Source organism: Shewanella sp. GJ50-10, from assembly GCF_055808815.1.
Genome location: NZ_JBVVSS010000001.1, coordinates 1,519,185 through 1,544,363, shown reverse-complemented (window position 1 = coordinate 1,544,363; position 25,179 = coordinate 1,519,185). Strand labels below are relative to the sequence as shown.

At 40.2% G+C, this 25,179-nt stretch carries 20 protein-coding genes; 8 read left to right on the top strand and 12 right to left on the bottom strand.

Annotated features, from left to right (window positions below):
* The first annotated feature begins 233 nt into the window (after positions 1–233).
* From AC0L4E_RS06400 to AC0L4E_RS06385, 4 genes are all read left to right on the top strand, one after another.
* Positions 234–1,913 (top strand): LytS/YhcK type 5TM receptor domain-containing protein, encoded by a 1,680-nt coding sequence (locus AC0L4E_RS06400; protein ID WP_473678497.1) that lies wholly within the window; start codon positions 234–236, stop codon positions 1,911–1,913.
* A complete protein-coding gene (gene btsR, locus AC0L4E_RS06395; protein ID WP_473678496.1) occupies positions 1,910–2,620 on the top strand; it encodes a two-component system response regulator BtsR in 711 nt (236 codons plus the stop codon). The genes AC0L4E_RS06400 and btsR overlap by 4 nt, the downstream gene beginning before the upstream one ends.
* A 308-nt stretch (positions 2,621–2,928) precedes the next feature.
* The gene (locus AC0L4E_RS06390; protein WP_473678495.1) at positions 2,929–4,392 is read left to right on the top strand and encodes a carbon starvation CstA family protein; all 1,464 of its coding nucleotides are present in this window, start codon (positions 2,929–2,931) and stop codon (positions 4,390–4,392) included.
* Between the two features lie 179 nt (positions 4,393–4,571).
* The gene (locus tag AC0L4E_RS06385; RefSeq protein WP_473678494.1) at positions 4,572–4,910 is read left to right on the top strand and encodes a VF530 family protein; all 339 of its coding nucleotides are present in this window, start codon (positions 4,572–4,574) and stop codon (positions 4,908–4,910) included.
* 97 nt (positions 4,911–5,007) lie between these two features.
* Here the strand turns inward: AC0L4E_RS06385 and AC0L4E_RS06380 are convergent, their stop codons facing one another.
* The 6 genes from AC0L4E_RS06380 to rssA all read right to left on the bottom strand — a co-directional run bounded on the left by AC0L4E_RS06380 (position 5,008) and on the right by rssA (position 11,220).
* Positions 5,008–5,787: a hypothetical protein gene (locus AC0L4E_RS06380; RefSeq protein WP_473678493.1), complete on the bottom strand. Its 780-nt coding sequence runs from the start codon at positions 5,785–5,787 to the stop codon at positions 5,008–5,010.
* Positions 5,788–5,922: 135 nt separating this feature from the next.
* Entirely contained in the window at positions 5,923–6,537 is a 615-nt protein-coding gene (gene ribA / locus AC0L4E_RS06375; protein ID WP_473678492.1) for a GTP cyclohydrolase II, read from the bottom strand.
* 85 nt (positions 6,538–6,622) lie between these two features.
* On the bottom strand, positions 6,623–6,979 hold the full coding sequence (locus AC0L4E_RS06370) for a YibL family ribosome-associated protein (RefSeq protein ID WP_473678491.1): 357 nt from the start codon (positions 6,977–6,979) through the stop codon (positions 6,623–6,625).
* 383 nt (positions 6,980–7,362) lie between these two features.
* The gene (gene nrdG, locus AC0L4E_RS06365) at positions 7,363–7,845 is read right to left on the bottom strand and encodes an anaerobic ribonucleoside-triphosphate reductase-activating protein (protein WP_473678490.1); all 483 of its coding nucleotides are present in this window, start codon (positions 7,843–7,845) and stop codon (positions 7,363–7,365) included.
* 72 nt (positions 7,846–7,917) lie between these two features.
* On the bottom strand, positions 7,918–10,038 hold the full coding sequence (nrdD, locus tag AC0L4E_RS06360) for an anaerobic ribonucleoside-triphosphate reductase (protein WP_473678489.1): 2,121 nt from the start codon (positions 10,036–10,038) through the stop codon (positions 7,918–7,920).
* A gap of 210 nt (positions 10,039–10,248) precedes the next feature.
* On the bottom strand, positions 10,249–11,220 hold the full coding sequence (rssA, locus tag AC0L4E_RS06355) for a patatin-like phospholipase RssA (protein WP_473678488.1): 972 nt from the start codon (positions 11,218–11,220) through the stop codon (positions 10,249–10,251).
* Between the two features lie 188 nt (positions 11,221–11,408).
* Between rssA and AC0L4E_RS06350 the strand changes: the two genes are divergently transcribed.
* The 4 genes from AC0L4E_RS06350 (at position 11,409) to AC0L4E_RS06335 (ending at position 14,545) form a co-directional block, all read left to right on the top strand.
* Complete coding sequence (locus tag AC0L4E_RS06350; RefSeq protein ID WP_473681546.1) at positions 11,409–12,740, top strand: DEAD/DEAH box helicase; 1,332 nt, start codon at positions 11,409–11,411, stop codon at positions 12,738–12,740.
* An 81-nt stretch (positions 12,741–12,821) separates the two neighbouring features.
* The gene (locus AC0L4E_RS06345) at positions 12,822–13,259 is read left to right on the top strand and encodes a DUF3010 family protein (RefSeq protein WP_220755099.1); all 438 of its coding nucleotides are present in this window, start codon (positions 12,822–12,824) and stop codon (positions 13,257–13,259) included.
* Positions 13,260–13,463: 204 nt separating this feature from the next.
* Positions 13,464–14,063, top strand: coding sequence for a M48 metallopeptidase family protein (locus AC0L4E_RS06340; protein ID WP_473681544.1), 600 nt, complete (start codon positions 13,464–13,466; stop codon positions 14,061–14,063).
* 47 nt (positions 14,064–14,110) lie between these two features.
* The gene (locus AC0L4E_RS06335; RefSeq protein WP_473678487.1) at positions 14,111–14,545 is read left to right on the top strand and encodes an HNH endonuclease; all 435 of its coding nucleotides are present in this window, start codon (positions 14,111–14,113) and stop codon (positions 14,543–14,545) included.
* A gap of 61 nt (positions 14,546–14,606) precedes the next feature.
* Here the strand turns inward: AC0L4E_RS06335 and AC0L4E_RS06330 are convergent, their stop codons facing one another.
* The 6 genes from AC0L4E_RS06330 to AC0L4E_RS06305 all read right to left on the bottom strand — a co-directional run bounded on the left by AC0L4E_RS06330 (position 14,607) and on the right by AC0L4E_RS06305 (position 25,118).
* On the bottom strand, positions 14,607–15,866 hold the full coding sequence (locus AC0L4E_RS06330; RefSeq protein WP_473678486.1) for a peptidoglycan DD-metalloendopeptidase family protein: 1,260 nt from the start codon (positions 15,864–15,866) through the stop codon (positions 14,607–14,609).
* 431 nt (positions 15,867–16,297) lie between these two features.
* The gene (locus AC0L4E_RS06325; protein ID WP_473678485.1) at positions 16,298–20,011 is read right to left on the bottom strand and encodes an SbcC/MukB-like Walker B domain-containing protein; all 3,714 of its coding nucleotides are present in this window, start codon (positions 20,009–20,011) and stop codon (positions 16,298–16,300) included.
* Positions 20,011–21,270, bottom strand: a complete 1,260-nt coding sequence (gene sbcD, locus AC0L4E_RS06320) for an exonuclease subunit SbcD (RefSeq protein ID WP_473678484.1) — start codon at positions 21,268–21,270, stop codon at positions 20,011–20,013. The genes AC0L4E_RS06325 and sbcD overlap by 1 nt, the downstream gene beginning before the upstream one ends.
* A 71-nt stretch (positions 21,271–21,341) precedes the next feature.
* Entirely contained in the window at positions 21,342–22,103 is a 762-nt protein-coding gene (locus AC0L4E_RS06315; protein WP_473678483.1) for a TSUP family transporter, read from the bottom strand.
* Between the two features lie 225 nt (positions 22,104–22,328).
* On the bottom strand, positions 22,329–23,708 hold the full coding sequence (locus AC0L4E_RS06310) for an SLC13 family permease (protein ID WP_473678482.1): 1,380 nt from the start codon (positions 23,706–23,708) through the stop codon (positions 22,329–22,331).
* 495 nt (positions 23,709–24,203) lie between these two features.
* Positions 24,204–25,118, bottom strand: a complete 915-nt coding sequence (locus tag AC0L4E_RS06305) for a M14 family metallopeptidase (protein ID WP_473678481.1) — start codon at positions 25,116–25,118, stop codon at positions 24,204–24,206.
* Between the last annotated feature and the right edge of the window lie 61 nt (positions 25,119–25,179).

Here is a 25,179-nt window from a genome sequence, read left to right as displayed (position 1 = left end):
AGCCTGTTTAAGCAGGTTTCAATTTCTTAATGCTCATTCTATTACTAGTGTTAATAGTGTTATTGATACTATTACTAATAATATGACTGATACAAAATGTGATCTTTGCTAACTTATCACACAAAAACAATTGCTCATTAAGTGTCGCTGCGCCAAGATCACTTAAGCATTTTATATTGCGCTAATATACTGTCGGCTTCCATACCTTAAGTTTGAATCAATAGGCTACTTCTATGGCACTTATCCTCCTCCTGACCCAACAGATGTGCCTGTACCTTGTCATCGTATACCTATTCAGTAAAACTCCCTTGTTCAAAATGTTTGCCGAAACATCAACTCGCTTACCCCATAAAATTTTCATTTATGTGGTGTTTTCAAGCTTTTGTATTATGGCAACTTATTTTGGTGAGCAAACCACAGGTGCCATTGCGAACACTCGGGCAATGGGGGCTGTACTCGGCGGCTTGTTAGGAGGGCCTGTAACAGGATTTTTTATTGGATTAACTGGTGGGTTACACCGCTACAGTTTAGGTGGATTTACCGACCTTGCCTGTGCTATTTCAACTACATTAGAAGGCCTTTCAGCTGGAATGGTCAGCTATTACCTCAAACGTAGCGGCAATTTAGAGCTTATTTACAATCCGCTGTTAGTTTTCTTAGTCACTTTTTGTGCTGAACTAATGCAAATGAGCATTATTTTACTTGTCGCCAAACCTTTTGATCACTCCTTAGAGTTAGTAAGAGCAATCGCGCCACCAATGCTATTGGTTAACTCTTTAGGTGCAGCATTGTTTATGAGCATGATCCTCGATCAAAAAACCATGTTTGATAAACTGTCTTCAGCTTTCTCAACTAAAGCATTAAAAATTGCTGAGCGCAGTGTCGGCTTGTTGTCTAAAGGCTTTAATCAACAATCCACCAGCAAAGTCGCGCAAATTATCATTGAAGAAACTCAAGTGGGCGCTGTGGCCATTACCGATAGAGAAAAATTGTTAGCTTTTATTGGTATAGGTGACGACCATCATATCCCGGGGACTCCTATATCCTCACAAATTACCTTAGATGCCATAGCGAATAACACGGTGATGTTTGCTGACGGCGTAGAGACCAGCTACTCCTGCTCCATTACAGGTAAGAATTGCCGCTTAGGTTCAAGCCTTGTTATTCCGCTGCGCTGTGAAAATGAAGTGATTGGCACCATCAAACTTTATGAGCCTAAAAATAAGTTATTTTTGAATATCAACAAAACCTTAGGCGAAGGCATAGCTAAGCTGATGTCGAATCAAATCTTGTTCGGCCGCTATGAGCAGCAACAAAATTTATTGACTCAATCAGAGCTTAAGTTATTACAAGCTCAGGTCAATCCACACTTTTTATTTAATGCTTTAAATACGATCAGCGCCATTATTAAACGTGACCCGCAAATGGCAAAGCAACTATTACAGCAACTTTCGCAGTTTTTACGGATCAATTTAAAACGAACCACAGGCCTTGTCAGTCTCAGTGATGAACTTGAACACATTGAAGCTTACCTCTCAATTGAGCGAGCAAGGTTTATCGATAAGCTGCAACTAGATATTAATATTCCCGCAAGCCTGCATCATCTGCGCCTGCCCGCTTTTACCTTACAGCCCATTATTGAAAATGCGGTTAAACATGGTACCTCGCATTTAATTGAACAAGGCATCATCACCGTCACTGCAGAAACTATAAATGATGAGTTGATATTAAAAGTCACTGATAATGCAGGTTTGTATAATCCTCCAGAGCGTTCTGAAGGGCTTGGAATGAACATTGTTCATAAGCGTATTCAAAACCAATTCGGTGAACAATATGGCGTGAAAGTAGAATGCCAGGAAGATAAATTTACCTGTGTTTCAATCCACCTTCCTTATTCAGGAGATGTGTCATGATTAGCTGTTTAATCATTGATGATGAACCTTTTGCCCGCCAGCAGTTAGCTGATCTTTTGGCATCAGAAACTGACTTTAAAATCATCGAAGAATGCAGTAATGCCATTGACGGCTTACATGCTATTAATAAACATCAGCCTCAAGTGATATTCCTTGATATTCAAATGCCAAGAATTACAGGCTTAGAACTTATCAGTATGTTATCGCCAGAAAACATGCCACGAGTGGTATTTGTCACCGCTTTTGATGAATATGCCGTTAAGGCTTTCGATAATAATGCATTTGATTACTTGCTTAAGCCCATTGAAGATAATCGCTTTAAGCAAACCATAGACAAAGTTAGAAATGATTTAGCTCCACAAGCTATTCAATCCATTGCGCCTGAGTATATCGAACACTTACCTTGCTATTGTGGCAATAAATTAAAAGTGGTTGCAACCGAAGATGTTGAATACATTTTTAGTGATGTTGGCGGCATTCATGTTAATGCCAGTAACAGCTATTGCCATACTCAATTAACGTTAAAGGTATTAGAAGAAAAAACTCCATTGGTGAGGTGTCACAAACAGTACTTACTTGCACCAAGGGCGATTTCAGAAATTGAATTACTTGATACAGGAGCCGAAGTTACCACTCACAGCGGTGAAAAAGTCCCAGTATCTCGTCGTTATTTAAAGCCGCTTAAACAAGTGCTCGGTTTTCAGTAATATCGTTAATGAATAAACACAGCCTTCAATAAAACTAGACTAAAAAATACAACTCCCACCATTGAACACTGATTGACGACCTAAGTTAATCAGTGTTCAAAGGCTATACCCTAGCTCGTTAATCCCCTTTACAACTTACTTCTTACCACTACCTCAGATTTCTTAGCGCTCTCACTTAGTTCTTAGCATAACCGCTTAACCTGCCATACTACCGCTTAGCCTCTCAATTCGACCCATTAGCCAGTTTGTCCTTTTTTCTTGCTTTAACCTAGTTAAAGTGGCGCCATTGAAAATGGGAGATGTTAAAAATGACTTGGTTTTTACTTTGTGTAGGCTTGCTAATTGGCGGCTACTTTATTTACGGTGCGTTTGTTGAAAAAGTATTTGGGATTAATGCCCAAAGACAAACCCCTGCATTCACTAAAACTGATGGCGTGGATTATGTTCCTATGTCAAAAGGCAAAGTGTACTTAATTCAACTACTGAACATTGCAGGTGTCGGCCCTATCTTTGGCCCAATCTTAGGTGCTTTATATGGCCCTGCTGCCATGTTATGGATTGTATTCGGTTGTATTTTTGCAGGTGCAGTACATGATTATTTTTCTGGCATGTTGTCAGTTAGAAATAATGGTCAATCGGTACCAAACCTTGCGGGTAAGTACTTAGGAAAACCAGCAAAACACTTCATGAATGTGTTTGCCATCGTTTTGTTGTTACTCGTTGGTGTGGTCTTTATTTCAGCCCCTGCAGGCTTATTGAGTAAGCTAACTGGCTACGACATGGCTATCTTTGTCGGCATTATTTTCAGCTACTACCTAATTGCTACTTTAGTGCCTGTAGATAAAATCATTGGCCGCCTCTACCCATTTTTTGGCGCATTGTTAATGTTCATGTCTGTCGGCCTGACCTTAGCCATTATTGTTTCAAGTGAGCACTCATTGCTACCTGGTTTTGAAGCAAAAGATTTCTTAACTAACTTAAACCCAAATGATATGCCACTTTGGCCTGCATTGTTTATTACCATTGCCTGCGGCGCCGTATCTGGCTTCCACGCAACACAATCTCCATTAATGGCACGTTGTGTCGAAAACGAATCTAATGGTCGTTTTGTATTCTTCGGCGCCATGATTGGTGAAGGTGTTATCGCATTAATTTGGTGTGCTATCGCATTATCATTCTTTGGCGGTATCGAAGGGCTAAATGCTGGTATGGACGGTAACCCAGCTAACGTAGTTTATGCAGCTTCAAACGGTTTATTAGGCGCTGTAGGTGGTTTCTTAGCTATCTTAGGTGTGATTGTATTGCCAATTACTTCTGGCGATACCGCATTCCGCTCGGCACGTTTAATCTTGTCAGAGTTTTTCAAAATGCCACAAACTCAAATCTCTAAACGTTTATTGCTAGCAATTCCATTATTTGTGATTGGTGCCATTTTGACCCAAGTTGATTTTGGTATTATCTGGCGTTACTTCGGTGTTGCTAACCAAACAACGGCAGTATTGATGCTGTGGACTGCTTCAGCATATTTACTACGTCACAACAAACTACATTGGATTTGTACCGTACCAGCCATGTTCATGACCTGTGTTGTGATTAGCTTCTTATTAAGCTCACCAACATTAGGGGCTGGTTTAAACATGACGGTATCGACGATTGCAGGTGTGGTGACTACGTTAGTGATTGCAGCGTTAATTATTACTAAAACCAAAGGTCGACATGTAGAAGATGATGAAGAGCCAAGCTTAACAGCTGAAGCTTCAACGGAATCATAACCGCTACTTTAACCCAACTTAATAATGATTAATCATTAGTGATTTACTACCCAAGGCCGATAACTCTGTTATCGGCCTTTTCTTTGTTATCAATAAACCTGTGATTGTCCCCATTGGTTTTAAGTATTTTTTTTGTCATTTGTTATAATGAGCGCAAATTAGTTAATTAAGCCTGAGTAATGACACAAGCAAACAACCCACTGCACGGTATAAAACTTGAAACCATCGTTAATGATTTAGTCGATAATTACGGCTGGGAAGAATTAGGAAGCCGTATCAATATTCGCTGCTTTAACGACAACCCAAGCGTTAAATCGAGTTTAAAGTTTTTACGTAAAACCGAGTGGGCTAGAGACAAGGTCGAATACTTGTGGCTTAAAATGAACAAACTTCCCTTGCCTGCACCAAAGCCTTATGTTGACAGAAAGGACAAGGACGCGCCAGCGGTCAAAGAGTCAAAGTCTATTCATACAGACAAAAGTACTGAAGGCGTCAATGCCAGTATTTGGGGTAAGTAGTCGCTATATTGTTTTAATTAACTCTTAGTATTGATACCCATAAAAAAGGCATGAAATTCATGCCTTTTTTATTACATTTTTATATAGCTAAACCAGCCTACATCGGGAATTCAAAGATTAAGCGCCACACTTGTAACTCACCGTCAGTTTGATAACTGATACCAAATCGGTCGGTACTAAACCAACCCCAACCAAGTGGTTTTGATAACGCCAAGGTCGCACCGATTTCATAAGTGCTTGATGTGTGAATATCATCTTCTAATGGTGTAATAAATTTAAGCTTATTAAAATACCAGCGCCCAGCAACAAATAGTCTCGGCTCGATAGTATAATCGCCCCAATCCCAATGCTGACCAATGCCAAAGTCGATACCTGACTGCAGTACTGAATAACTCTCCGAGCTGTCATTGATACTGCTTTTATAGCCAGCGTAATAAACTCGATTCACCCATACCGGAGTATATTTAGCTTGCTCTAACTCATATAAGGCTGACACACCCGTTGAGAAAATGCCCACATTGCTTGAATTAGAAAAATTGTGTCCATAACCTAAATCTAAATAGCTTTCGAATGTGAGTTGCTCATCATAAAGCCATTTGTATTCGATCCCAGGCGTGATGGTCATTGTGCCAACATTATCAGGCAATTCGCCTTCGGGTAAATCACTGAAAGAGTAATCAAAGAAACCTAATGAAATAGGTAATCTTAAGGTCAAAATATGATCTTCAGACTCTTCAATATCAAACGCAAACGGAATGTTCACTACTGCAGCATTTTGCCCAGAAGCGCGATAAATACCACTACCAATGTAATTGGCAAAAGCGTAGTGAGAAAGATCGGGATTATTTGCCTCATCAGCATGACTGCTAGGCATCATAAAAAAACTAATAAAAAGCGCTGCAAATAACATTGCAACGCTTTTAGAATTGATAAAGCTAAACGCTTTCAATTGAGGTAACCCATTTTAATAAGCAGTTTACTTACAGATTAATGTATTCAAAATGAATCATGGTTATTTATCGTTATCGACAAAATGATGCTCAGTCATTAAATGACCTAGCTCTGTTGATTTCGTTTTTAAATAATCTTCATTGTAGCGGTTTTTACCCACTTGCAAAGGTACTCTTTCAGCAACTTCAATACCGACAGCTTGCATCGCTTTTACTTTACGTGGATTATTAGTCATGAGCTTAACTTTACTCACACCAATTTGCTTAAGCATAGGCTCAATCATGTCGTACTTACGCATATCAGCTTCAAAACCTAAACGCTCATTTGCTTCTACGGTATTAGCACCTTGATCTTGTAACTCATAGGCGCGGATTTTATTTAATAAACCAATGCCACGCCCTTCTTGGCGTAAATATAGAATAAAACCTTGACCTTGCTCAGCAATGTTTTGCATCGCAGTTTGCAGCTGAAAACCGCAATCGCAACGTAAACTAAATAAAGCATCACCAGTTAGACATTCTGAATGAATACGGCCTAACATCGGCTCGGTGGCATCAAGCTCACCATAAGTTAACGCCACATGCTCTTTACCGGTTTCGGTATCTTCGAAACCATGCATCGCAAATACGCCCCAAGGCGTAGGTAACTTAGAAGTGGCGATATATTTAATCGACATGGATAAACCTTTAAGACAACGCTCAATCCTTGAGACTATTCATCCTTGAACTGACATATATGTCATGACTATTTCGTATATTGGACTAGAATTTTGCAGGAGCAAAACCGGTGACAACAGTGATATTCATTTCACGGCCCATAGCTGTCATTGGATGTACAACTACAAGTCCTTTAACTGACTTTTTAAGTTTGCCCATATCAGCTTGTTCAGCTTTAGTCAGCGCACGATTGAATTTTAAGCCTTTAACTTCTTGGCCTTGTTTATTCAATTGACGTGATTGCTGGTTTTTCAAACTAGCAATTCGCTTAGTGACGGTGGCAATTTCTTTCTTAAACTGCATGATAATCGCTTTATCTTCACGAGCTTCAGCGGCAGCAAGTTTACGGCGAAACTTCTCTGCTTTATCGTTTAGTGTTTGCAGTTCTTGTTTTAAATTCATTTCTTTACCTTAAATTCTTACATGTTATCGATAGCAATGAGTTGTTTTGATATCGAACAACACTTTTTCGAACGCAAATTATATACCTAAAGAGGTTGAATTAGCTAACTTCAAAGCCCGTTACAACGCATAAATTTACCATTTCATCACTGCTATGGGTGTTTCATTGTCTAATGACTATAAATTGTACTTTGATTACTATACTGTTTTTATAACATTCAAGTTGAATACGAGATTAAACAACAACGTCATCACTGGCGAAAACAACTCAGATTATTCGTGTCGCAGTTATTGATAGTGGTAAAATAAAACCATCAAAAATGAGCTTAAAAACTCGCTCATGACAATCAACAAGCACAGCTAGAGTTGAATAACAGCAAAAGTTAACTAACAGCAATCAACTCACTAATGTCATGGATAACTTGATTTGAACTGCCACGCCATTTAAGGCTTGGATCGGCTAAGTCTTGTTCAAACTTACCATCAACCAATACGTCCACATACGACAACACTTGCTGTTGTTTCAGCGACATTTCATCAAGTTTATAACCACTCCACAGCCAAATATCTTTATCAGGGCATTCCGCTTTCACGCGTTTAACCAAAGACAAGATAGCGGTTAAATTTGCTGGAAATAACGGGTCGCCGCCTGACAAAGATAATCCACGGCGTTTGATTCGAGTGTCATTTAAATCAGCAATGATTTGATCTTCCATTTGCTTATCCACTTCATGACCTGAGCGAGGGTCCCAAGTCGACTGGTTATAACAACCGCGACATTGATGATCGCAACCCGATACAAACAAAGTACAGCGCGTTCCTGGGCCGTTAATCACATCGACTGGATAATACTGATGAAAATTCATAACACTTACCTTTCAAATAAATAAGGCGCTATTTAGCGCCTTATTTGATTCTACCTTAACTCAATGAAGCAACTAGATATGCTTAACGCGGCGCTTCACTTCTTCTTGCTTACCGTGGTTAAACGGACGTGCATCAGGGCTACCTAAATAACCACATACACGACGTGTTACTGATACTCTGCTTGGTTCATGGTTGCCACATTTAGGACACACAAAACCTTTACTGGTACAGTTAAATTCACCTACAAAGCCACAGTCATAACATTCATCAATTGGCGTGTTAGTACCGTAATAAGGCACTCGGCTATAACTGTAATCCCATACGTTCTCTAATGCTTCAATGTTGTGCTGCATGTTAGGGAACTCACCGTAGCAAATGAAGCCACCGTTAGTGATTTCTGGGTACGGTAATTCAAAATCAATTTTATCGTATGGATTAACTTTCTTTTCAACATCTAAGTGGAAGCTATTGGTGTAGTAACCTTTATCAGTCACACCTTCAACTACGCCAAACTGTTTTGCATCTAACTGACAGAAACGGCTACACAAGTTCTCACTTGGGGTGCTGTATAAGCTAAAACCATAACCTGTTTCTGCTTTCCAAGACTCGGTAGCACGCTTCATCACATTGATAATTTCAACGGCTTTAGTGCGAAGTAACTCACTATCGAATACGTGCTCTTCAGTTCCGTATAACGCATTGATTGTTTCATGCAGACCGATATAGCCTAATGAAATCGATGCGCGGCCATTCTTGAAAATTTCAGAAATATCATCATCTGCTTTTAAGCGAACACCACATGCGCCTTCCATGTATAAGATTGGCGCCACTCTGGCTTTAACCCCAACAAGACGAGCGATACGTGTATCTAATGCTTTACGAGCCAATGTCATTCTTTCATCAAGTAATGCAAAGAATGCTTTTTCGTCGCCTTTTGCTTCAATCGCAATTCTTGGCAAGTTAAGGCTAACAACACCGAGGTTGTTACGACCTTCATGAACAAGCTCGCCATTTTCTTCGTAAGTACCTAAGAAAGAACGGCAACCCATTGGGGTTTTAAATGAACCAGTAACACGTTCAACTTGCTCATAGTTAAGAATATCTGGATACATGCGCATAGTTGCACACTCTAATGCCAGCTTTTTAACATCATAATTGCTATCAGAAGCTTTATGATTTATCCCATCACGAATAGCAAAAACAAGTTTAGGGAATACAGCTGTTTTACGGTTTTTACCAAGGCCAGCCATACGTACTGTCAGAATCGACTTTTGAATTAATCGAGATTCCCAGCTGGTGCCTAAACCAAAACCAAAGGTCACAAATGGTGTTTGGCCATTTGCTGTATGCAGTGTGTTCACTTCATACTCTAAAGACTGGAATGCGTCATGACATTCTTTTTCTGTCTGCGCCATAGCAAAAGCTTCAACGTCGCTCACGCCCCACTCTTTACCAATCACTAATTGCTTTTGGTAACTCTTTTGCACAAATTCCGCTAACACTTCGTCGATGCGGTTAATGGTAGTGCCGCCGTAAATGTGGCTAGCCACTTGAGCGATAATTTGAGCAGTTACTGCAGTCGCTGTTGAAATTGACTTAGGAGTATCAATTTCAGCGTTACCCATTTTAAAGCCATGGGTCATCATGCCCGCTAAATCAATTAGCATGCAGTTAAACATTGGGAAGAAAGGTGCGTAATCAAGGTCATGATAATGCAGTTGGCCTGACTCATGAGCAGCAACAATGTCTTTAGGTAATAAGTGAGATTTAGCGTAATGCTTAGCCACAATACCCGCTAATAAATCACGCTGAGTAGGAATAACTTTTGCGTCTTTATTGGCATTTTCATTAAGAATAGAGCTATCGCTTTGTTCAACTAAACCACGAATTTCGCAGTTAAGCTTACTTTTAGCTTCACGACAAATATCGCGGTCATGGCGATACTCAATATAATGGCGAGCCACCTCTTTATGAGGCCCTTCCATTAATAGGTTTTCAACCAGATCTTGAAGATGATGTATCTCTACTTCTTGTTTATGTGATAACTGATCTCTAATCACACAAGCTACAGTAGCAGCATAATCTACATCGGCATGACCTGTAGCCGTCGCCATTGCAGCAACAATGGCATCCCTTATTCTAGACTCATCAAATACAGTCCGACATCCGTCCCTTTTAATTACTACAGGCATTACTTTTACTCCATTTATGCACAGGATATAAACACTATATATCCACAACAAAGAACCAATAAACACAATATATGGTGCATTAAGCAATAATGAAGACTAGAATTCTATGATCTGGATCATAGTTTAACGAAGGCAGATAAAATGAAAAAAATTACTGCCAAGCTCTGCACTAAATAGCAATACAGAGCTTGACCAGAATTATGAAAACCGTTATCGGCCTAGCGAAGAGTTGATTAAATGAGCGGTTTGGCGCACGGCTTGACGACCCGCTTCAATGGCTTCTGCAGCGCGATGAAACTCCATAGTACCAATATCAGCAAGCTGTGGTACCAAACACACGTCAGGCGGGTCGCCCATCAAACGTGCACGTTTATGGCGTTGCTCTAAAATATCCATTGATTGAGACATTACCGCAATCATCCCTGGATGAGATTTTGAAGACGTAGAAAACATTTCAGTCAGACCGGAAATGTACTCTTTACCTTTACCCCAAATGTCCATAAACGCCGACTCAGACTCTTTAGCTTCTTGTTGCTGCTTTTCAAGTTCCGTTGGCGCACGGCTTTTCATTTGCTGCGGTAACATATGCATACTATTGCGGCGGTGACCATTCAAATCAACCGCAATGACCACATCTACGCCCATTGCCCTGCACATAGACACTGGAACAGGATTGACGACTGCGCCATCCACTAACCAGCGTTCTTCCAGTTGCACAGGCGGTAAAAAGCCTGGCATCGAACAAGATGCTCTAACGGCATGACGTAAGTCGCCCTCTTTGAACCAGATTTCTTGGCCTGAATATAAATCTGTCGCAACGGCAGAAAAAGGCTTTTTAAGTTGTTCAATTTTAAGCTCACCAATGCGACCCGCTATTACATCAAACACTTTCTCACCACTGATTAAGCCGCCCTTACGCCAGCTTAAATCCATAAGCCCTAAAACATCCCAGCTTGAAAACCCCCGTACCCAGCTTTCTAGTTCATCGAGATGATCATTGGCATACGCCGCACCGACTAAAGCGCCTACAGAACACCCAGCCACCTTATCTGGATAAACGCCCATCTCGGCAAGTTCTTTTAATACACCAATGTGAGCCCAACCTTTAGCAGCTCCACTGCCGAGCGCAACACCAATGCGTAATTCTTTGGTCTTGCTTGGTTCGTTGGCAACATCCGACATGTTTATCGACATCCTTAAACTGAAATTAATGGAAATTTAAATAGTAAAACGCAGCATAACTGAGGCTTAAGCTGTTGGCTATCTCAGGCTTACACGTTATAATATCTGGCTATCATTTTTTAGGGGATTTACCTTTGTTATTTACCGATTTTTCTTTAGACAAACGCTTACTTGAAAGTCTAAAGCATATGGGCATTTCTGAGCCAACTGAAATTCAGCAGCAAGCCCTGCCGATTGCCCTAGCGGGTAAAGATTTAATGGCATCTTCAAAAACCGGTTCAGGTAAAACCCTGGCATTTTTATTACCTGCACTGCAGCGCGTAATATCAACAAAGGCCTTATCTAAAAAAGATCCGCGTGTACTTATTTTATTGCCAACCCGAGAGCTTGCTCAGCAAGTTTATGGCCAGCTACGTTTATTGGTGGCAAACACTCAATATAAAGCGGTGAGCATTTTAGGTGGTGAGAACTTTAACGACCAAGCAAAATCGTTATCCCGTGATCCTCACTTTATTGTGGCTACGCCGGGTCGTATTGCCGATCATCTTCAGCAACGCCATCTTTATCTTAATGGCTTAGAACTGCTTATTCTTGATGAAGCAGACCGTATGCTTGATTTAGGTTTTGCCCCACAATTAAAAGCCATTAATGACGCCGCTGATCACAAGCGCAGACAAACCTTGATGTTTTCTGCCACACTCGATCATGACCATGTTAATGATATTGCTGCGACATTACTGAAAACCCCAAGTCACGTGGCTATTGGTGCATCGCACAATGAACATAAAGATATTACACAGCGTGTATATTTAGTTGATCACTTAGATCACAAACAAGCTCTATTGCAGCACATACTTAAAACTGAGCAGCACAAGCAAGTGATTATTTTCACCGCGACTCGTGCAGACACTGACAGGTTAGCCAAGCTTCTTGCTGAACAAGGCTTAGAAACTGCAGCGTTAAGTGGCGACTTAAATCAATCTGCTCGTAATCAGATTATGGATAAATTCAGCCGCGGCCAACAAAAAATATTGGTGACAACCGATGTTGCATCTCGTGGATTAGATTTATTAAATGTGTCATTAGTGATTAACTTTGACATGCCCAAATTTGCTGAAGAATACGTTCACCGCATTGGCCGTACAGGCCGCGCTGGCGCTAAAGGTGATGCAATTTCATTAGTTGGCCCTAAAGACTGGGACAGCTTTAAGAAAATCCAAGTATTCTTACGTAAGAATTTTGACTTTTCGACTATTGAAGGTCTACAAGGCAAATTCAAAGGCTTAAAAGATAAACCAAAAGCTGGCAGCAAAAATGCCAAGGCAAGCGATGCCAAAGCATCGAACAAAAAGCGTAGTACAAGCAATAAACCTAAAACAGCACCTAAGCGTGATAAGCGCTTTATTACCGGTGTTGATATTGGTGATGCGCCAATGCGCCGTAAAGCCAAACCAGTAAAGATAACTGAAAACGATAACTCAATTGTTCAAGATGATGAACAAGAGCTTAGCGAAGATTAATACCTAATTTAAGCCTAATGCTGTTACTACTGTTAACTGTGGCATTAGGCAAAATCAAACTAGTACAAAGTAAGGTGAAACATGAAAATTTGTGGCGTGGAATTAAAAGGTGGCGAAGCCATCATTAGCTTATTAACTTATGAAGTTGAAACATTCAATGTACCTGAATGTCGTCAAATATCATTCAGCATTTCTAAATCAGCTGAAACAGAATCTATTCGTGAGTTTCACTTTGCTTTCCACAAATTAATGGAAGATTACAAAGTTGACGAAATCGTCATCATTGAACGTGAACAAAAAGGTAAGTTTGCAGGCTCTGCAACTAGCTTCAAAGCTGAAGCGGCAATTCAAATAACTGAGTTACCTGTTAGCATCATTAGCCCTGTTATCATTAAAGAAGAGCTAAAGCGTAACCCGCCACAAGCTGATTTAGAGACGCTTGGCCTAAAACGCGTACAATTACCAGCTTTTGAAGCTGCTTACGCACAGCAAAACCGTCGCATGTACGGCAAAGTTTAAGTTAAATACCAACTTAAGCTTTAGTAAACAATAAGCCTATCGATTCCCTTAATCATCAATTTGATGAAAACATTAAGATGAATTGGTAGGCTTAGTTTTATCCGCTAATTAACCTTATTCCATTGGGCAAAATAACAAGCTATGAGCTCAAAAAAAGCATCCAGTAAACTAGCAGACAAACCCGCTCGTAAAGCACCGCCTAAAATGGTTGTAAAAACCAGCTCGGCTAAAGTTGCCGCAGCAAAAGATACCTTAGCAGGTCTTGTGACCAGTAAAGATGTGCAAGCAAAACAAAAACAGCAAGCTCAGCTAAAATATCTTAATGGATATTCAGCCAGCACCATTGAACAAGTTAAACGTCATATTGAAAATGACACCCTTGAAAACCTACTATTAAGCCGTTACCCAACCATCCATGACATTCGCACTGATAAAGCCTTATATGACTATGCTATGGAATTTAAGCAGCAATATTTAAAGCAGTCTGACCCTATATCAAAAGTCATTTTTGATGAAAAAATCAGTTTAAGTCATCAAGCTTTAGGGCTACATACCTATGCTAATCGTGTTCAAGGCAATAAGGTCAAAGCCAAAAATGAGATTAGAATATCTTCAAGACTGCGCCATGTTCCTGAACCATTATTAAGAATGGTTGTTGTACATGAACTGGCTCACCTTAGAGAAAAAGACCATAACAAAGCTTTTTATCAACTGTGCAAATACATGACCGCTGATTATCACCAACTGGAATTAGATTTGCGCTTATTACTAACCTGTATTGAATTAGGCAAAACGCCGTATTAGGTTTAATGTATTGATGTTGATATAAATAATTTACAGGGGAAATATTTATGTTTGTAGCAACATTCAGAGGCGATAATCGCCGTACCCGTAATTACAAATCAGAAAAAGCCGCGATGAAAGCCATAAGACATTGGCTTATGGATAATCAACTAAAAGGGTATTCTGTTGGTTTAATGGGTCCAGGAATTGAACCTAACGAATTTTACAACTGGGAAGAAATTCCATTTGAAGAACCTAAGCCAATAGATTTTTATTCATCTCAAAAATGGAAAGCTCTTCGAAAAGAAGCATTAAATAAATATATCAGCACCTGCATTTGCTGTGGAAGAAGTATAAAAGATGGTGCCGTCATGCACGTTGACCATATAAAGCCCCGGTCAAAATATCCTGAACTTTCTTTAGACATCAACAACTTACAAATACTCTGTGACCTTTGTAATTTAGGTAAGTCTGATAATGACGAACCACCAATTAGCCCATAAAAAAACCACTTTCAATAATATCGAAAGTGGTTTTAATCTACAAAAAATGATTGTAAAGGTGTTAGCCTAAATCCATCATCATTTGTTTACTGCTCACCAACTCTTTAAATTTAGCCATTTGGTTTTTAGGTAACACTGACGCTTCAACAATACTGACTTTCATCGGATTCGCTGGGCGACCATTGACATGGAATTCATAATGAAGATGTGGCCCAGTTACGCGCCCCGTATTACCAGTTAAGCCAATCACTTGACCACGCTTAACACGTTGTCCCTTACGCACTAAGAACTTTGATAAGTGCAAGTAACGGGTTCTGATATTGTTATCATGCTCAATCACGATATATTTACCAGCAAAGCGATGGTTAGTGACCATCGATACCACACCATCACCAGGTGCAACTACACGAGTACCAATAGGTGTCGCAAAATCAGTACCGTTATGAGGCGATACCCGCCCAGTTACTGGATGTTTGCGATTAGGGTTAAAGTGCGAAGATAAGCGATATTGACGCTCTAATGGTATGCGCTGGAATGCACTTGCAAGCCCTTGACCACGCTCATCATAATAATTGCCATCAATATTTTGAAATGCATTGACATTATTTCTACGGGTATTAATTCTCACGGCTTGCAGCTGCGAGATCCCAGTAGACTCCCCTTCAATATACTGATCGTTCATCAATACATTAAACGTATCTCCAGCACGTAAATCACGTGAGAAGTCGAGTTTACTTGAAAGCAGAGTTTCAATAGTTTGTATGTTCGCCGCGCTTAAACCAGCCCTTTGAGCGGATAAATAGAAAGAGCCATTTATCTCACCGCTAATAATGCGATTTTGCCAAATGCCTTCAATATTGATTTCTTCAACGCCATAGCTGCCATCATCAAATCGAGTGAATATTACTTGATAAGCAGGATTAAAATACAACTCAAGTTTAGTGAGGTTTTGCTGGTCATCTTGAAAGAATTGAATCCGGTTACCCAAAGACAATGTATCTAATGCTAAAACATTTAAATCAGCTTCAAGTACTTTATACATGGTTTGCTGGCCAATGCCTGCAAGTTCAAATAAGTGGCCTAATGTATCGCCATTTTGGATAACACGTTCGAAGTCCGGTTTTACAGGCTCGACAACTTCAAACGTTGAAGGGCTATATGTCGCTATGGATTCAATATCCAAAGCTACTGGAATGCGTTGAGATGAAAACTCTTGCGGGGTCGGCCAAAGCAAAGCCGCCGCGACTACAAATACGCTGGCAAGTAATAATTTTCTATGTAAGACAGGCAGGTTCGGCACTTTTCTCAATCGTGCTTGCATCTCGCCTCTTTTAACTGAAAGCAATCTAAATCCGCCATAAATATATAAAAAGTAATACCTTTTAGCTAAGTCGATTAGACAGTGTAGTCACCGAGAAGGTGCATACTTAAGCACTAGAAGATATATTAGCGAACTGTTATACCAAATAAATAGCCTAATAAAAATATAATCTAGCGTTTGAACTGCATAAATTTGAAGTAGGCAGAGGCCGCTTGGCCACTATTGCCGCAATGGATAACTGTTAGTGAAGCTCTTGGGTGCAATCTGTTATCAGAATTTAGCGATAAGCGTATTAGATTGAAACAGATCTGAATTTAGCGCCGAGAATTTAATAAAAAAGAGCGAGAAAGTTGTCACTTTATCGCCCTTTTATGTTCAATTTACCTTTTAACTTAAGCCCATAACTTAAGTCCAATAACCTAAGCCAAAAACTACACAGCGGGTGTATCGAATTTATATTCAGCTTGTAATCGACTAACACCCAAGCCATTCATCTTATTCACTTTGACTTGCACACTAATACGTTCTTTCATTGCTTCAATATGACTAATAACCCCAATCATTTTTCCTGAAGCGTTTAGATTATCTAACGCATCTAATGCGGTATCCAATGTTTGACTATCAAGAGTGCCAAAGCCTTCATCAAGGAATAAGGAATCAATGCTGGTCTTATGGCTCACTAAATCAGACAGCGCTAGCGCTAAAGCCAGACTCACTAAAAAGCTTTCACCACCTGACAAAGTACGAGTGTCACGTACTGCATCACCTTGCCAAGTATCCAAGACTTGTAATTCCAGCGCTTCAGATTGTTTTCTTTCCAATAAATAGCGACCTTGCAACCTATCCAACTGACGATTGGCCAAAGTCACCAAATGATCCAGAGTCAATCCTTGGGCAAATTTACGGAACTTATCACCTTTTTGAGAGCCAATAAGCGAGTGTAAATAAGCCACATCATCATAGTCTTGCCTGGCTTGAGTCAATTGCTGGATTAATTGCTGCTGATTAGTTCGTTTATCTTCATCTTCCGTTAATTGATGAGTAATCTGCCAAAGCTGTTGTTTAACTTCTGCTAGATGAGTTTCAGCTTGTTGATTTAATTCACTGACCTGTTCGATATCAACTTGGTCATAGCCTAATTGCTCACCTTGATTTGTTAACTCAGCAAGCTGACTTTTTGCCTGCTCAACTAAAGTGTTAGCTTTAATCATCGCTTGCTCTAATCGCTGCTTCAATTGTTGCAAAGCCTCACGCTGCTCAGTTGGCAACACGGCTTGTTCAAATTCAGCTTGAGTTTCAAACGGGCTATGTAAAAGTGCATTATCAAATGCACTTTGCGCTTGGGTTAATTCATTGCTTAAACGATCAATTTGTTGCTGATTAGCTTGAAGCTCAGCAGCCACTTTGTCTAACTTTTGCTGCAGTGTCATTCGACTATCGCTAGCTTGATTCAATATCTGCTCAGCTTGCTGAACAGACTGCTGGCTGACTTGCTTCTCGTTAGCACATTGTTTATCGCTGAATAAATCAAAGCGTTGCTGAGTTAAACTCTGCAATTCTGTTGTCGTCTGCTTAATTTGATTATCTATCAGCTTTATTTGCTCAGATAAATCCGTAATTTGCGTTACAAGGCTCATAGCTTTTTGCTCACACAACTTGTGTTGTTGCTCTAATTGACCTTGTGTATCAATCGCTTTTTGCCATTGAACAATTTGCGTATCTAACTGCATTAACCAAGTATCAAACTGACTCATTTCCGGCATGATTAAGCCTGCTTGTGAGACGCTAGTTTGGCTCTGTGCTAACAAGTCTGAAAGCTGTTGGCGTATATCCTGTAGCTGCTGTATATGCTCTTGAGACTTTTGTTGTTGGGTTTGATGTTGCTGCTCAAGTAAGTTCAGCTGATGCTGCTGTTGTTCAGCTTTTGATTTTGCTGTTTGATATTGCTCGATATTTTGTTGGTGCGCATGAGAAAACTTGCGGATATCCGCCAATTGTAGATGCAGTTTCTGTTGTAGCTGGTTTGCTTGCTCAATAAATTGCGCCACTAACAGCCCGTCAATCACATTGTTAACTGGCGTTAAATAGCCCACATCTAAGAGTTCAATAAGTTGCTTAAACTCTGTTAAATATTGCTCAAGCTGGCTCTGACGTTTTGCTTGCTGGGCGGTTAATAGCTCAAACTGATGTTGGCGCTGCTTTTTATCCAGACTTAACTTTTCACCTTGTGCCTTAATCTCATTTAACGCATCTGACTGAGCTTGAAAACGTAATTCAGTATCGCTGACATCAATTGCTTGATATTGCTCGACTAACGGATGTTCAGTCGCACCACATAATGCACAAGGCTCACCTTGAATCAATTTGGCCCGCTCGGCGGTTAAATTAACAATGTGCTGCTCTTGCTTAAGCAGGGTTTGTAAATCTTTAACTTGCTGATTTTTTTCGCTCCACTCACTGCGAACTTGATTAAGCTGCTGGTCAATTTGATTTATCAGGCGAGTTAACTGCTGTGACTCATTAAGCTCAATCGTTTGCTCTTGTTGTACTTCATTATGTAAATGTTGAAGCTGTTGTAGTCGACTGCGAGAAACTTGTTGGTCAATTAAGGTTTGATATTGCGCTTGTAAGCTAGTCTCAGAGCTTTCACCTAGCAATTGCGATAACGCGTGCTCACTTGTCGCTACCAAAGCTAATTTGTCTTTGGCATCGTTTTGCGCCAATACAAGGTTCTGCTGATGCAGATTTAGCTGTTGCTGGTTCTCGCCATCTTGCTGACTTGTTACCTCAATTAATTGTGCTAACTGTGCTTCCTTTTGACTTAATCCAAGATAATTAGCTGCATGTTGTTTCCAAACAACAATATGGCTTTGGATTAATTGCCCCTGAGGAAAGCGCTCAATTAACTGTGCATTACTGGCTTGTGCTTGGTTTACCCCAGACAGTTCAGTATTGTTTTGCTCTTGTTCATTGGCTAAATTTTGCTGCTGAACTTGCAACTGCCCTTGAGCCTGTTGTTGCTGTGAATGCTGAAAGTTAAGCTGCTCAATTTTATTGTCTAAAGGCTGAACCTTCTGCTCAATTAACTCAAGTAATTCTTGATGGTTTTGTTTGAGCTGATGGCATACTTGCAGCTTATCCTCATATTGAACCGCAGCGGCATCAAAATCTACTTTGGCTTGCTGCTGGTTTAAGTTCAGCGTTTGCTGCTTCGCACTTAGCTGAGATTGATGCTCATTCAAGTGCTTTAGTGCGGTAAACAAGGGAGCGATAACTTGAGCAGGCTCACTGGCACTCAATTTATTCAAAGACGATGATTCAGCCGCAGTATCGGCCTCAGCTTTAGCAAGGTCACTTTGACTTTGTTCAAGCAAAGATTGGTTTTTACCAAGTTGCTGCGCCCAAGATAATTGCTGTTGATACTGTTTAACTTGAGTTTGTAATTCGGTGGATTGCAGCTCTAATTGACTCGACTGTTGTCGTTTGTCTTTTATGTCAGCTTCGCTTAGTAGCTCAACACTATCGGTTTTCGCTTCAAGCAGTTTTAGCCCTTGCTTAGCTTCACTGAAGTTAACGTGAACTTGTTCTGAAATGAGACCATAAATTTCAGTGCCAGTAAGCTCTTCTAATAACTCCGCGCGGTCATTGGCATCGGCATTTAAAAAAGCGGCAAACTGCCCTTGAGATAACATCATTGATTTAGTGAACCTAGCAAAATCTAAACCTGTAACCGCCTCGGTTAACTCAGTTTTTTGTTTAACTTGGCTTGCTAAAATCTTTCCTGAGTCCAATTCAGCGAGTTCAACTTGCGCATCTTGCAAATTACCATCAATTTGACCTCGGGAGCGACGCTGGCTCCAAAAGGCGCGATAGCCTTTACCTTTTACTTCAAACTCAACTTCCGCCAAACAATCACTAGTACCACGGGTCATAAGCTCGTTAGTGGTTTTTGAGATAACTTTTAATCTTGGCGTACGGTGATATAGCGCTAAGCAAATTGCATCTAAAATGGTGGTTTTACCTGAACCCGTCGGCCCTGTGATGGCAAATAAGCCATTTTCTTTAAATGGTGACTGAGTAAAATCAATCTTCCACTCATTTTTAAGCGAGTTAATATTTTTAAATCGTAAACTGAGGATTTTCATTATTTGCCCTCCTCAGCACTTTGGGCTTCAACCTGAGCCACCACTTGGCTAAATTGTTGCTTTACTCTTGCAAGTCTTTGTTGTTGATCTGTCTCTGTAAAATCTTCTTGCGCAAGACGGCGCTCAAATACATCGTTCACTGATAACTCTGACAAGGTTTCATTGTCCAGTTGCTTTATTTGCTGCTGGCGCTGATTGCGAGCACGCTTTAATTGCAATACTTCAACTGCTAATGGCTCGGTTATATCAGCAATACGAGTCTGTAAATCACTTAAAAAATCTTGCTGCGCCACTTCAATGCTCAGCCAAGTTAACTCAGCGGTCATATCACCTTTCTCAGACTCTTTAGGCGAAAATTCAGATAACTGCTGCTCAATGTCTGCAAGGCTGCCTTTAATATTCGCCATAGCTTGAAAACGTGGTACTTCAATAGGCTTAACTTCGGCTAGTTTGTCTTGGTCAAACTCGACAAGAAACACGCTTTTTTGCCCTGATAGTTCATCAAAGCTCAGTGGGATCGGTGAGCCGCTGTAGCGAATATGTTCGGTCTTAGCAATTTTTTGCGGTCTGTGAATATGACCTAAGGCAATGTAATCGGCAGCAGGGAAAAGGGATGCATTAAAAGCATCAAGACTGCCAATATAAATATCTCTTACGGACTCACTGGTACTTGCGCCCACAGTGGTTAAATGGCCGGTAGCAATAATCGGCAGAGGCAGAGTTTGCTGCGCGTTCAAACGCTCAGCTTCTGTAAAACATTGATCGTACAAAGACGCAATTTCATTACCTAATTTACGCTGCTTTTCAGCACTGGATTCACCCGACTGACTGAGCACCACATCACGTGGACGTAGATACGGCAGCGCGCACACTATGGCACAAGGTTGTTGCAGCTTGTCGTTAACGATAATGACATGCTCATTGGCGTCATCTAATGCCCCTGGAATTACCGTCGCATTTAAACAAGCAAGTAGCTGCTTAGACTCGCCTAATGTGGCAACTGAGTCATGATTACCGCCCAATACAATAAGCTTGCAACCCGTATTTTGAATATCAACAATAAACTGATTGTAAAGGCTTCGGGCATAACTTGGTGGTGTACCAGTATCAAAAATATCACCGGCAACAATCAGTGCGTCAACATGATGAAGTCGTATTTGCGCTAATAACCAATCCATGAACAATTGATGCTCTTGAGCGCGGCTTTTTCCATAAAAATTTTGACCTAAATGCCAGTCCGATGTGTGAATAATGCGCATGAAAACCTATATAGCTAAAAGTTGTACGTAAATTAATGGCAAGCATTTGTTTAGACAAGACGCTGTAAACCTTATGCGTACTGAGCCCATAACAATTTGAAGCTCATTAGGAATGACATTGTCACCACTAGTGGCTTGATGATTTTAACGCCTTTAGACAACACTAATCGAGAACCTAATGTTGCGCCAATAGCCTGACCGACAAGCATGATTAAACCCAATACAATAAATACTTGGCCACCAATAAGAAAGAAAATCAATGACGATACGTTAGTGGCAAAGTTAAGAATTTTGGCATGAGCCGTTGCTTTAGCAAGCCCGTACCCTGCTAGTGATACAAATGCCAAAGCAAAAAAGCTCCCTGTACCTGGCCCAAAGAAGCCATCGTAAAAGCCGACGCCCAATGCTGCAGTAAACGCAAACATTGTTGGCGTGAGCACTTGCTGTTTATCATCTTCTGAAATTTTCTTCGAAAATAAGAAATAACAACCAATCGCTAAAATCAGAAATGGCAAAACAAACTGCAAAATACTGACATCAATCATTTGTACTATTATGGTTCCCACTGCGGCGCCAACAAATGCACAAATAATAGAAAGCCTTGCTTGCTTTAAATTAATCATGCCTTTGCGAATAAAATACAAACTGGCAAAGAAACTACCACCACAGGCCTGCAGTTTATTGGTACCTAATGCTGCAGCAGGCGGCAAACCTGCCCACATCAAGGCTGGGATTGTTAGTAACCCACCGCCGCCAGCAATCGCATCAATAAAGCCTGCGAGAATGGCAACAAAAAATAAAATAATAGCGATTTGTAGAGTTAGCTCAAACATGAAGAGGGTCTTAATTTATTATTAATAGGCCATTAGACCTGCTTTAAATACAAAATTCAAAAGCTATCTGATACAAAGATAAGATTGTGTATTTTATAAAACTAATTGCAAGAAACCATTAACAATTCTGTTGTTTAATTAAACTCAAAACATAAAAAAAAGCAGCCAAGGCTGCTTTTATTATGTTTGCGATGAAACTAAAACATCTAAACAAGATAGCTCAAGTTAAAAGCCCCAGAAAAAATTAGTAATTAAGAACAGAATAAACATACTGATGAAGTTAATAATAATACCCGCACGCATCATTTCTGACTGCTTAATATACCCTGAGCCGAATACTATCGCATTAGGCGGTGTTGCTACTGGTAGCATAAATGCACACGATGCAGCGATACCGATTACCACAGATATCATCACTGGAGATAAGCCTAATGGCTCCGCAATAGCAGCAAATACTGGTACGAGTAAGGCTGCACTGGCAGTGTTACTGGCAAACTCTGTCAGCAATACCACAAAAGCAATCACAGCAATGACAAACAATGCCATATGCGCATTACCAAAGATATCCGTAACAAAGTGAGCTAAAAATACACTGGTGCCAGTTGCTTTAAGCACTGCACTTAATGTTAAGCCACCCCCGAATAAGATTAATACGCCCCAATCGGTAGTCGATTCAATCTTTTTCCAATCAACTAACTTGAGACTCGCAAGCACCACAACTGCACCTAATGCGACAATGGTATCGAACTTACTAATGCCACCTAACGCTTGAGAAAGCGGTTTACTAAAGATCCAACAACAAACTGTCGCTAGAAAGATCACTAAGGTCAGCTTACCACTCGTAGACAAAGACTCTGCCTCGGACTTGATTTCACATGTAGCCGATAAGTCAGGTTTTAAGAACAGATACAAAGCAATCAACATCGCAGGTAGCATTAAGGCAACAGTAGGTAAACCAAATGCAAGCCAATCACTAAAAGTTAGCCCAACTTGAGCTGCAGCAATTGCGTTTGGTGGGCTGCCGACTAAAGTTCCAATACCACCAATATTAGCTGAATAAGCAATACCCAGAAGCACAAATAAGTAAGTGGTTTTGTGATTTTTAAAATCAAGTTGATGCAATATACCTAATGCCAATGGCAACATCATTGCCGCCGTAGCAGTATTACTGATCCACATAGACAGTACTGCTGTCACCAAAAATAACAGCAAACAAGCAATACTGAGTTTACCTTTGGAAAGCAACAGGACTTTTTGTGCGATTAAGCGATCAATACCCTGATGGTTAAGCGCTGCCGCTAAAACAAAGCCACCAAAGAATAAATAGATGATTGGGTTAGCAAAGTTGCTCATGGCTGTTTGCGTATCAAACACATCTAAAAAGACAGCAATAATTGGAATCAAAATCGCGGTGATACTGATATGAATTGCTTCTGTTAACCAAAGAATTGCTGCAAATATTAACAGTGATAAGCCAGTATTTACGCCAGGCTCAAAAGGTAAAAAATTATACAGCAAAGCGAATAGCGCAATATTACTAAACAAAATAATAAAGTCTTTTTTATTCGATACTGCCGTTGATGACTTGTTTGGTGTGTTTTCCATTAAAGCGCCCTCCCTTATTTTTTATTGAGAACAATGTAAAGCACACAAGGGACTAAGATAAAGCACTGTTTTTCGGTTAGTTTATTACTTTTGAAACAAAGATAAATGTGAGCAACACCTCAATTAAGTTGCATTATGCGACTGAAACGAACAGTAACCATACTTATGTTGTGGTAATTAAGTTCCAAAACAGGGCATTTAGCGATTTGTTCAACTCGAACTGAATGTTTAACCCCATTTAAAAACTGTGATCCACATCTAACAAACCAACAGCCCGATAAACCCACAACGACTTTATTAGCCATAACGTGAGCAAGATCTAAATCGAAGGCACAAAAAAACCTACTGCTAAAGTAGGTTTTTAATTAAATAATTCAACTACCGACACTACAAAAAGTTAAAAATTAGCCAGTTGAGCCTTAAATTTCAATTATTTCAATTAGCAAATGCTATTTCAACACTTTAAGCGGTATTCATTTCGGTAGACAACTCAAGTTACAGACCCAATAGGTAATCAAGTCCGCTACAAATAGCAGCAACTTGCGCCAAAACACAATTTTCATCGTCAGATAGTGGACTATCTGGATACACTTCGGTGGTGGTTTTATATTGCGCTTGCGTTAACCCTGCACAAAGGCCAAGTTTACCGCACGGATAATTAATGACACCGAACTGCGCTAATTCAACACCAATCAAATTCCCGTCATCATCAGCTGGCGCAATATGAGTGACCTTTTCAACACCTTCAATAATGGCTCGTTGAAATTCAGCTTGTGGATTTTCTGTATCGCCGACTAAGTAAAAACCATCAGGAATATTCCAGTTGTTATTTACAACACCGTCTCTTGCTGCCAGTGCGGGTCTAAACTCTGAGTTATCAGTATCTGTGGTTTCATGTAAATCAATATGGGCCAAAATATCGACCCCAAGCTCTGCCATCACATTAAGCAAAGCTGCTGACTCTTCTGCTGGGCTATCTACATAAAATGAACGGTTTGGATCGACAGCGTTTGGATTCCAACGGTTGATGGTTTCATAACCCCAAGGGCTTACACATGGAGCAACGATAATGTTGAAATGCTCAGCATACTCCTCAGCTTTCGTTTCAGCGAAACGAATCGCGCCTTGTACACCACTGGTTTCATAACCATGTACACCGCCAGTAACTAAAATAAACGGCTTGTTAGGATCCCATGCTGATTGAATCATCATTAATGGATACTTAGCTTCATCATATGAAAGAGCGCCATATTGAGACACGGTAAAACGCGCTCGTAAAGCATCAATTTTACTGACGACTTCTTGTTGATAGCTACGCTTTATCTGTTGCTGCGACAACCATTGCTTTTTATGTTCGTCCGACCATTTTTGGCCTGTTACACCTATGCCATAAGACTCGTTAGTTTGCATATTTATCCTAGTTATCATTATTATTTTTATATTAGCCGTGTAAGTTCATAGAACAACCAGC